The following is a 9,671-nucleotide window of genomic DNA, read 5'->3' on the forward strand; positions in this document are numbered from 1 at the left end:
CGCCAATGGTATCGGTGGTGCGCCCGCCGACCATGTTTTCAAAACCGCTGGCCAGGTGTGAGGCTTCGTCGAGCAGGGTTTGCGACAGACTGAAAATGTTCGAGGCCGATTCGCGGACCTTGAACAGTTCCGGCGAGGTTTCGAGGATCTCGTCCACCGAGCCCGATACGAACTCGAACAGCTCGGCGATTTCCGCGAGCCGCGCACGGGCGTCGCGGTCTTCGACCTGGCTGACCTTGAGCGCCGGGTCGCCCTGGAGCATGCCGTTGAGCACCTTGCCGAACTGCGTCGCGTCACGTCCGAACGCATCGGCGGCCTGCTGTGAATTTTCGTCGCCGGCCAACACTGTATTGACCGCGCCGAGGATCCGCTCGGCCAGCAGTGACTGGCGCTGGGCCATCGCCACCTGGGCCGCCGGGGCGCCCCGTTGCAGGAGAATCTCGACGACTTTTTCGTATTCGACCTGCAACTGCGGCACGGTTTCGGCCAGGGTCGCGGCGACCTGATGCAGCGACAGTACGGTTTGCTCGCTGGAGAGAATCGCGTCGGTGTTTTTCAGCAGGCGTTCCCAGTCCTGTTGCACCGCGCGCATCTCTGGACGCACGGTGGCGGGGGCAGGCGGCAGGCCGGTGGCCGGGTCGCCCTTCTTCAGATAACCCCAGCGCTGGGCAAAATCGTTGCGTGCATCACTGAGCAACTTGAACGCGGCAGCCTTGCCGGCGGCGGCTTCGGTGGCGTTCTTGGCGATACGCTGGGACAGCACGCGCAGTTCGCCGGCGTGGCCGATGTACTGTTTGTCGTAGGTAGCCTGGGTGTTGAGGTACGCGAAGTTGGCGAACAGCAGCATGATGAAGACGATCAGCGCGATGAACAGCACGATAATCTGCGACCTGCTGCGCGACCCTTCCATTGGCTTGCCTGTTTTTGCTTTTATCATCGGTCCTCGCCTGTTAACCAACTTTTGGGCCTGCCAGTTCCCACATTGGATCTGTGCTGTTTCTGTCACACCGCGACGTTCATGAACCCCTGAGACTGCGTCAATGCAAACGGGCTGAACACCTGCCAGCACTGCTCACGCTGAAACCGGCCTTTGACAAACGCCGCCATCGTCCCCTTCAACTCATCTGCCGGCACCGGTTCCAGGCTGTCCTGGGCAAAGTGCTGGAGGCCGAAGACTTCATCGACCAGCAACCCGGCAAACACCTCTTCATGTTCCACCACCAACACCCGCCGCTGACGGCGCACCGCCGAAAGCTCGTGCCCGAAGAAGCCGCACAAGTCCATGACCGGCAGCAAACGCCCGCGCAGGTTGGCGACTCCCTTGACCCAGGGTTTGACCCCCGGCAGCTGGGTGAGGCGCGGCTCATGCAAGACTTCGCTGACTTCGCTCATGGGGGCGACATACCAGTGCTCGCTCAGGCGAAAACCGATACCGCTCCAACTGTCCCGCCGGGCCGGCTGGGACGGCAAGTCCGCCGCCAGCAACCGACAGCGCTGGTCGATTTGCAGCAGCAGTTCGAAAGCCGTCAGCGACTCGTTCATGGCCTGACGATCAACCGGCCAGCACGTTGTTCAGGGTTTTGATCAGGGTGTCTTCATCGACCGGCTTGGTCAGGTAGTCCCTGGCGCCTTGGCGCGTGCCCCAGACCTTGTCGGTTTCCTGATCCTTGGTGGTGATGATGATCACCGGGATATGCCCGGTCTCCGGGTCCTTGGTCAACTGGCGGGTCGCCTGGAAGCCGTTGAGGCCAGGCATGACAATGTCCATCAGGACCGCATCGGGCTTTTCCTGGCGGGCCAGGGCGACACCGTCGGCGCCGTTTTCGGCTTTCAACACTTCATGACCGTGCTTTTCCAGCATGCCGGTCAGTTTGTACATTTCGGTCGGCGAATCATCGACGATCAGAATACGTGCCATGGTCTTCCCCATTCTTGTCGACGCCTGGCCCGATGGCCGAGCGTCACTGTGCGTGTCCTACTGCGGCAAAACTGCGGCGAAACCAGGAACATGGGCCTGGATCGCATCAAGCAATTCTTCCTTGCTGAAAGGCTTGGTCAAAAACTGGTCGGAGCCGACGATGCGCCCCTTGGCCTTGTCGAACAGCCCGTCCTTGGACGACAGCATGATCACCGGCGTGGACTTGAACGCACTGTTGTTCTTGATCAGGGCGCAGGTCTGGTAGCCATCCAGGCGCGGCATCATGATGTCGACGAAGATGATGCCGGGGTGGTTGTCGGCAATCTTGGCCAGGGCATCAAAACCGTCGATGGCCGTGATGACCTCACAACCCACGTTCCTGAGCAGCGTTTCGGCGGTGCGACGGATCGTCTTCGAATCGTCGATCACCATGACCTTCAAGGCGCTGGGATGCTGTTCCATAAAATGCTCTACCGTCGCCTTTGCGAAACAAATTGTCCGTTTGCCGGTTAACTCGGCTCGAAACCCTTGATGTTCAAGGGCTAGCACGACATGGCAGCCTTTTTAGCACAGTCTCCAAAACCAATCTATCGGCCGGCTTGCAAGGTGGTTTTTCCTTGACCGGGAACACACTCGGCGCCACTCTGACGCCACTTTTATACGCTGATCTTTTGTAGGAGCGAGCTTGCTCGCGATGGTCGTCAACGATAACGCGTGCTGGCTGGATAAGCGTGTTGTTCTCGGGTTCATCGCGAGCGAGCTCGCTCCTACAGAGATCGACATAGCCCCCCAAATTTCGAGGAAACACCCATGAGCGTTCGCGTCGGGATTGTCATGGACCCTATCGCCAGCATTTCCTATAAAAAGGATAGCTCGCTGGCCATGCTGCTGGCCGCGCAGAAGCGTGGCTGGGAGCTGTTCTACATGGAACAGCGCGACCTGTATCAAGGCGAAGGCCAGGCGCGGGCGCGGATGCGTCCGCTGCAGGTGTTTGCCAACCCGGAAAAATGGTTCGAACTGGGCGCTGAAAGTGACGCACTGCTGAGCGATCTGGACGTGATCCTGATGCGCAAGGATCCGCCGTTCGACATGGAGTTCGTCTACTCCACCTATTTGCTGGAACAGGCCGAGCGTGCTGGTGTGCTGGTGGTCAACAAGCCGCAAAGCCTGCGCGACTGCAACGAAAAGCTGTTCGCCACGCTGTTCCCGCAGTGCACGCCGCCGACCATCGTCAGCCGCCGCCCGGACGTACTGCGCGAATTCGCCGACCACCATGGCGATGTGATTCTCAAGCCGCTGGACGGCATGGGCGGCTCCTCGATTTTCCGTCACACCGCCGGCCACCCGAACCTCTCGGTGATTCTCGAAACCCTGACCTTGCATGGCCAGCAGCAAATCATGATCCAGGGCTACTTGCCGGCTATCGTCGATGGCGACAAGCGCATCCTGATGATCGACGGCGAGCCTGTGGATTATTGCCTGGCGCGGATTCCGGCCCAGGGCGAAACCCGTGGCAACCTGGCCGCCGGTGGCCGTGGCGAAGCCCGACCGCTGACCGACAAGGACCGCTGGATCGCCGCGCAAGTCGGCCCGACCCTGCGTGAAAAAGGCCTGTTGTTCGTTGGCCTGGACGTGATCGGCGAGCACCTGACCGAGATCAACGTCACCAGCCCGACCTGCATTCGCGAGATCGATAATGCATTTGGCACCGACATCGGCGGCCTGTTGATGGATGCCATCGATCAGAAGCTCAAGGCTCGTTGATTAGCCAAACCAACATTGCGTTATCATGCGCGGCCTGTGAAAACGCGATGTTGGTTTCCTTGTCATGACACTCCCGTCCGATCTGCCTGCCGAACTCGCCCACCGTGGCGTGCGCCCGGCCGATCGCCTCGGGTTTACCCTGTTTCTGGCAGCGCTGATCCATCTCGCCTTGCTGCTGGGTGTCGGGTTTGCAGTGGTCGAGCCCAAGCAGATCAGCAAAACCCTGGAAATCACCCTCGCCACCTTCAAAAGCGAAAAGAAGCCTGAGAAAGCCGATTTCCTGGCCCAGGAGAATCAGCAAGGCAGCGGCACCCTGGATAAAAAGGCAATTCCCAAGACCACCGAGGTCGCGCCCTTCCAGGACAACAAGGTACAGAAGGTCACGCCACCGCCGGCCGCCAAGCCTGACGTACAGGAAGCGCCACCGAAGGCGGCCGTGACCACCGTGGCGCCGAAGCCGAAAAAAGCCCCCGCCAGGACCGAGGAGCCCAAGACCGAGGTCAAACCCCAGGTCCAGGCGCCGACGTTCGACAGCGAGCAGTTGTCCAGCGACATCGCCAGCCTCGAAGCGGAACTGGCCGCCGAACAACAGTTGTACGCCAAGCGCCCACGCATTCACCGCCTGAGCGCGGCCTCGACCATGCGCGACAAGGGCGCCTGGTACAAGGACGAATGGCGCAAGAAGGTCGAACGCATCGGCAACCTCAACTACCCAGACGAAGCGCGACGCAAGCAGATCTACGGCAACTTGCGCCTGATGGTTTCCATCAACCGCGATGGCTCACTGTACGAGGTGTTAGTACTGGAATCTTCAGGCCAACCGCTGCTGGATCAGGCCGCACAGCGTATCGTGCGACTAGCGGCACCTTTTGCGCCATTTACCGGCGACCTGTCGGACATCGACCGCCTGGAAATCATCCGCACCTGGAAATTCGCCCGCGGCGATCGCCTTTCCAGCAACTGACATCCCCCGCTCCTTTGATCATTCCCACGCTCCGCGTGGGAATGCAGCCAGGGACGCTCTGCGTCCCAATCAAGAGCCGAACGCGGAGCGTCCGTTGAGGCGTTCCCACGCAGAGCATGGGAACGATCTGTAAAATGATCTCTGTTGTCAGGGAAAATTGGGGCACTTCCTACGCATCCCCAGCTTGTCAGTTCGCCCCTCGAACGCCACACTAGCGGTCATGAAAAACGTCAGCCCCAGCTACCTCAAGCATCACTTCCTGATCGCCATGCCTCACATGGCCGACCCGAACTTTGCGCACACCTTGACCTACATCGTCGAGCACACGGCCAATGGCGCCATGGGGCTGGTGGTCAACCGTCCGCAGGACCTGAATCTGGCCGATATCCTCGAGCAACTGCGCCCCGATGTTGAACCACCGGCCCTCTGCCAGCACGTGCCGATTTTCATCGGCGGGCCGGTACAGACCGATCGCGGTTTTGTTCTGCATCCGTCAGGGAAGACATTTCAGGCGACCGTTGATCTGGAAGACGATCTGTCCCTGTCGACGTCTCAGGACGTGCTGTTCGCCATTGCCGATGGCGTTGGCCCGTCGAAAAGCGTGATCGCCCTCGGCTACGCCGGCTGGGAAGCCGGGCAGCTGGAAGCTGAACTGGCGCAAAACGCCTGGCTGACCTGCCCGTTCGATGCCGACATCCTGTTCAACACCAGCAGCGAGCTGCGTCTGGAAGCGGCAGCCAAGCGTCTTGGCATCAATCTGAGCCTGCTCACCAGCCAGGCGGGGCACGCCTGATGGCCCTGCGGTTGATTCTGGGTTTTGACTACGGCACCAAACAGATCGGCGTTGCGGTCGGTCAGGTAATTACCGGCCAGGCCCGCGAGCTGTGCACCTTGAAAGCGCAAAACGGTATCCCGGACTGGGCTCAGGTCGAAGCCCTCATTAAAGAGTGGAAGCCTGACGCCGTGGTGGTCGGCCTGCCGTTGAACATGGATGGCACGCCCAGCGACATGTGCGCCCGCGCGGAAAAATTCGCCCGACGCCTCAATGGCCGTTTCAATCTGCCCTTTTATACCCACGATGAACGCCTGACCACTTTCGAAGCCAAGGGCGAACGCCTGGCCCGTGGCGGGCAAAAAGGCAGTTACCGCGACAATCCGGTCGACGCCATCGCCGCCGCCCTGCTGCTGCAAGGCTGGCTGGACGAAAACGGCGCACTGTTCGAATCCTGATGCACTTAACCCGGAAGAGCCGCCTAGCGGCTCTTTTAGCGATAACCCGAGCCACTTCAAGCATCACCGGTCTCGGGCCCAAGAAGGAGCAACCATGAGCCTGCCCAATCCCGCCGAACTGATCAGCCAGATGGCGATCTCTCTCAAGGCACACCTGGAACACCGTGGCATCAGCGAACCGCGTTACATCGGTATCCGTACCGGCGGCGTCTGGGTCGCCCAGGCCCTGCTCAAAGAGTTGGGCAGCGATGAGCCACTCGGCACTCTCGACGTATCCTTTTACCGCGACGACTTCAGCCAGAACGGCTTGCACCCGCAAGTGCGCCCTTCCGCCCTGCCATTCGAGATCGAAGGCCAGCACCTTGTGCTGATCGACGACGTTTTGATGAGTGGCCGAACCATCCGCGCCGCCATGAACGAACTGTTCGACTACGGCCGCCCCGCCAGCGTGACCCTGGTGTGCCTGCTGGACCTGGACGCCGGCGAGCTTCCGATCCGCCCGAACGTGGTTGGCGCGACCTTGTCGTTGGCCGCCCATGAGCGCGTGAAGCTGTCCGGCCCGGAGCTTGCGCTCGAAGTGCAAGATCTCGCCCTTTAATCCGCCCTATTGAGAGTCCCCTTGCGATGACGCCTCTAGAAACCAAGCGCCCGCTGCAGCTCAATGATCAGGGCCAGCTGCGCCACTTCCTCTCGCTCGACGGCTTGCGCCGCGAGCTGTTGACGGAAATCCTCGACACCGCCGACTCCTTCCTTGAAGTCGGCGCCCGGGCGGTGAAGAAAGTCCCGTTGCTGCGCGGCAAGACCGTGTGCAACGTGTTCTTCGAGAACTCCACACGCACCCGTACTACCTTTGAACTGGCGGCCCAGCGGCTCTCGGCGGACGTGATTACCCTGAACGTGTCGACATCGTCGGCGAGCAAGGGGGAAACACTGCTCGATACCCTGCGCAACCTGGAAGCCATGGCCGCCGACATGTTCGTTGTGCGCCACGGTGATTCCGGTGCCGCACACTTCATCGCCGAGCATGTCTGCCCTCAAGTGGCAATCATCAACGGCGGCGACGGTCGTCACGCGCATCCGACCCAAGGCATGCTCGACATGCTCACCATCCGCCGGCACAAGGGCGGCTTCGAAAACCTGTCGGTAGCCATCGTCGGCGACATCCTGCACTCGCGGGTCGCGCGCTCGAACATGCTGGCCCTCAAAACCCTGGGTTGCCCGGACATCCGCGTGATAGCGCCGAAAACCCTGCTGCCGATCGGCATCGAACAGTACGGCGTGAAGGTCTACACCGACATGACCGAAGGCCTGAAGGACGTCGACGTGGTGATCATGCTGCGCCTGCAGCGTGAACGCATGACTGGCGGCCTGCTGCCGAGCGAAGGCGAGTTCTATCGCCTGTTCGGCCTGACCACCGCGCGCCTGGCCGGCGCCAAACCGGATTGCATCGTGATGCACCCGGGGCCGATCAACCGTGGCGTGGAGATTGAGTCGGCGGTGGCCGACGGCCCGCACTCGGTGATCCTCAACCAGGTAACCTACGGCATCGCGATTCGCATGGCGGTACTGTCCATGGCCATGAGCGGGCAGACTGCGCAGCGCCAATTCGAGCAAGGCCTATTCGACCAGGAGAACGCCCAGTGAAGCTCAGCATTCTCGGCGCCCGCGTCATCGATCCAGCCAGTGGCATGGATCAAGTCACCGATATCCACATCGAAGCCTGCAAGGTCGTCGCCCTTGGCGCCGCTCCAGCCGGTTTTGTCGCTGTCGACACCATCGACGCCAAAGGTCTGGTGGCCGCTCCGGGCCTGGTCGACCTCAACGTCGCCCTGCGCGAGCCCGGCTACAGCCGCAAAGGCTCGATCGTCAGCGAAACCCGTGCCGCAGCGGCCGGGGGTGTCACCAGCCTGTGCTGCCCACCGAAAACCAAACCGGTGCTGGACACCTCGGCCGTGGCCGAGTTGATCCTCGACCGCGCTCGCGAAGCCGGCAACACCAAAGTCTTCCCGATCGGCGCCCTGAGCAAAGGTCTGGATGGCGAACAGCTCGCCGAACTGGTTGCCCTGCGCGATGCCGGCTGCGTGGCTTTCGGCAATGGCCTGGAGAGCTTCAGCAATACCCGCACCCTGTGCCGGGCGCTTGACTATGCGGCCACTTTCGACCTGACGGTGATCTTCAACTCTCAGGATCACGATCTGGCCGAAGGTGGTTTGGCCCATGAAGGCCCGACCGCCAGCTTCCTTGGCTTGCCGGGCATACCGGAAACCGCCGAAACCGTGGCCCTGGCCCGGGATCTGCTGTTGGTCGAGCAAACCGGTGTGCGTGCGCACTTCAGCCAGCTCACTAGTGCCCGTGGTGTAGCGCTGATCGCTCAAGCCCAGCAGCGTGGATTGAAGGTCACTGCGGACGTCGCCCTGTACCAACTGATCCTGACTGACGAAGCGCTGATCGACTTCAGCAGCCTGTATCACGTCCAGCCACCGCTGCGTACCCGCGCCGACCGCGAGGGCCTGCGAGCTGCTGTGAAGTCAGGCGTGATCTCGGCTATTTCCAGCCATCACCAGCCCCACGAGCGGGATGCCAAACTGGCGCCATTCGGTGCCACTGAACCGGGCATCAGCAGTGTCGAGCTGTTGCTGCCGCTGGCGATGACACTGGTAGAGGATGGCTTGCTGGACTTGCCGACCTTGCTGGCTCGCTTGAGCACCGGCCCTGCCGAAGCCTTGCGCCTGCCAGCAGGCAAACTGGCGGTGGGTGGTGCGGCGGACATCGTATTGTTCGATCCCGCGACCTCGACCGTGGCTGGCGAGACTTGGCTGTCCAAGGGCGAGAACTGCCCGTTCATTGGCCATAGCCTGCCCGGCGTAGTGCGTTACACCCTGGTGGATGGTCGGATCAGCCACCAGGCGTAAAAACAAAAAGATCGCAGCCTGCGGCAGCTCCTACACGGAATTTGCGTTTTCCCTGTAGGAGCTGCGCTGCCGCAGGCTGCGATCTTTTCAGTTTCTTAACGACGCTGAGCGTTGCGCAACGAAACCTGGTCATTCAACGTCCAGAAGTCATACAGCACCCCAATAAAGAACAACCCGCCCGTCACCAGATAGATCAATCCGCTGATCCATTTCCCCTGATACATCCGGTGCACACCGAACACCCCGAGAAACGTCAGCAGAATCCACGCCACGTTGTATTCGATCGGCCCCGCGGTAAAACGAAGGTCCGCTTCGCGATCCATGGCCGGAATCAGGAACAGGTCGATCAGCCAGCCAATGCCCAGCAAACCAAAGGTGAAGAACCAGATCGTCCCGGTGACCGGCTTGCCGTAATAAAAGCGGTGAGCCCCGGTAAAACCGAAAATCCACAGCAAGTAACCGATCACTTTGCTGTGGGTGTCTTGCTGCGCAACGGACTGCTGATAGGGGTTCATGAATGACCTCGATTCCCTCGATAGATAAATATTCTTCAAATCTTTGTGACTTTTTTACAAGTGACCGACGGATGGCAGGTGTTAACGTGTCTCCCGCCAAACCCTTATAGCGCCTGACTTCTGTCTGACAATTGCGTCCACATAACGCTTTTTTGGTTCCCTTAGACCCGACTGGAATCGACCAACGGCCTCGGAATGCCAAAAAAAGCTGTTATAAAGTTGCGCGCTAACACATACGAGCCCTGCCTAATGCGTCCATTTTTCAAGACATGGCTAACCATTTGCCTATTATTGCCACTGGCCGCCCACGCCACCAATCGTGAGCAACGTCTTCCGAACGTTAATGGTTACACCCCAAAATCCCATGC

At 60.5% G+C, this 9,671-nt stretch carries 12 protein-coding genes and 1 pseudogene; 8 read left to right on the forward strand and 5 right to left on the reverse strand.

What is annotated here, in order from left to right:
• From ACRESJ_RS15500 to pilG, 4 genes are all read right to left on the reverse strand, one after another.
• Positions 1-937 (reverse strand): type IV pili methyl-accepting chemotaxis transducer N-terminal domain-containing protein (locus ACRESJ_RS15500; protein ID WP_431758687.1); only part of this gene is annotated, 937 nt, incomplete at its 3' end.
• Between the two features lie 65 nt (positions 938-1,002).
• Positions 1,003-1,542, reverse strand: a complete 540-nt coding sequence (locus ACRESJ_RS15505) for a chemotaxis protein CheW (RefSeq protein WP_431758688.1) — start codon at positions 1,540-1,542, stop codon at positions 1,003-1,005.
• A 10-nt stretch (positions 1,543-1,552) separates the two neighbouring features.
• Positions 1,553-1,918, reverse strand: coding sequence for a twitching motility response regulator PilH (pilH, locus tag ACRESJ_RS15510; protein WP_007987790.1), 366 nt, complete (start codon positions 1,916-1,918; stop codon positions 1,553-1,555).
• Between the two features lie 57 nt (positions 1,919-1,975).
• Positions 1,976-2,380 carry a twitching motility response regulator PilG gene (pilG, locus tag ACRESJ_RS15515; protein WP_413703877.1) on the reverse strand — a complete coding sequence of 135 codons (405 nt, stop codon included), beginning with the start codon at positions 2,378-2,380 and terminating at the stop codon, positions 1,976-1,978.
• 348 nt (positions 2,381-2,728) lie between these two features.
• Between pilG and gshB the strand changes: the two genes are divergently transcribed.
• The 7 genes from gshB (at position 2,729) to ACRESJ_RS15550 (ending at position 8,788) form a co-directional block, all read left to right on the forward strand.
• Positions 2,729-3,682, forward strand: a complete 954-nt coding sequence (gshB, locus tag ACRESJ_RS15520; RefSeq protein ID WP_431758689.1) for a glutathione synthase — start codon at positions 2,729-2,731, stop codon at positions 3,680-3,682.
• 64 nt (positions 3,683-3,746) lie between these two features.
• Positions 3,747-4,646 carry an energy transducer TonB gene (locus ACRESJ_RS15525; RefSeq protein WP_322615172.1) on the forward strand — a complete coding sequence of 300 codons (900 nt, stop codon included), beginning with the start codon at positions 3,747-3,749 and terminating at the stop codon, positions 4,644-4,646.
• 220 nt (positions 4,647-4,866) lie between these two features.
• Entirely contained in the window at positions 4,867-5,439 is a 573-nt protein-coding gene (locus ACRESJ_RS15530) for a YqgE/AlgH family protein (protein ID WP_431758690.1), read from the forward strand.
• Entirely contained in the window at positions 5,439-5,876 is a 438-nt protein-coding gene (gene ruvX, locus ACRESJ_RS15535) for a Holliday junction resolvase RuvX (protein WP_431758691.1), read from the forward strand. The genes ACRESJ_RS15530 and ruvX overlap by 1 nt, the downstream gene beginning before the upstream one ends.
• Before the next feature lie 94 nt (positions 5,877-5,970).
• Positions 5,971-6,474 carry a bifunctional pyr operon transcriptional regulator/uracil phosphoribosyltransferase PyrR gene (gene pyrR / locus ACRESJ_RS15540; protein ID WP_431758692.1) on the forward strand — a complete coding sequence of 168 codons (504 nt, stop codon included), beginning with the start codon at positions 5,971-5,973 and terminating at the stop codon, positions 6,472-6,474.
• Positions 6,475-6,500: 26 nt separating this feature from the next.
• Positions 6,501-7,520: an aspartate carbamoyltransferase catalytic subunit gene (locus tag ACRESJ_RS15545; protein WP_431758693.1), complete on the forward strand. Its 1,020-nt coding sequence runs from the start codon at positions 6,501-6,503 to the stop codon at positions 7,518-7,520.
• A complete protein-coding gene (locus ACRESJ_RS15550; RefSeq protein WP_431758694.1) occupies positions 7,517-8,788 on the forward strand; it encodes a dihydroorotase in 1,272 nt (423 codons plus the stop codon). Before ACRESJ_RS15545 ends, ACRESJ_RS15550 begins: the two co-directional genes overlap by 4 nt.
• A 95-nt stretch (positions 8,789-8,883) precedes the next feature.
• Here ACRESJ_RS15550 and ACRESJ_RS15555 read toward each other — a convergent pair whose 3' ends face one another.
• A complete protein-coding gene (locus ACRESJ_RS15555) occupies positions 8,884-9,303 on the reverse strand; it encodes an NINE protein (RefSeq protein WP_431758695.1) in 420 nt (139 codons plus the stop codon).
• Positions 9,304-9,498: 195 nt separating this feature from the next.
• On the opposite strand from ACRESJ_RS15555, the pseudogene ACRESJ_RS15560 reads away from it, so the two are divergent.
• A pseudogene (locus ACRESJ_RS15560) lies at positions 9,499-9,671 on the forward strand (C40 family peptidase); the annotation flags it as partial.

The sequence above is a fragment of the Pseudomonas sp. genome (assembly GCF_050739655.1).
Classification (GTDB): Bacteria; Pseudomonadota; Gammaproteobacteria; order Pseudomonadales; family Pseudomonadaceae; genus Aquipseudomonas.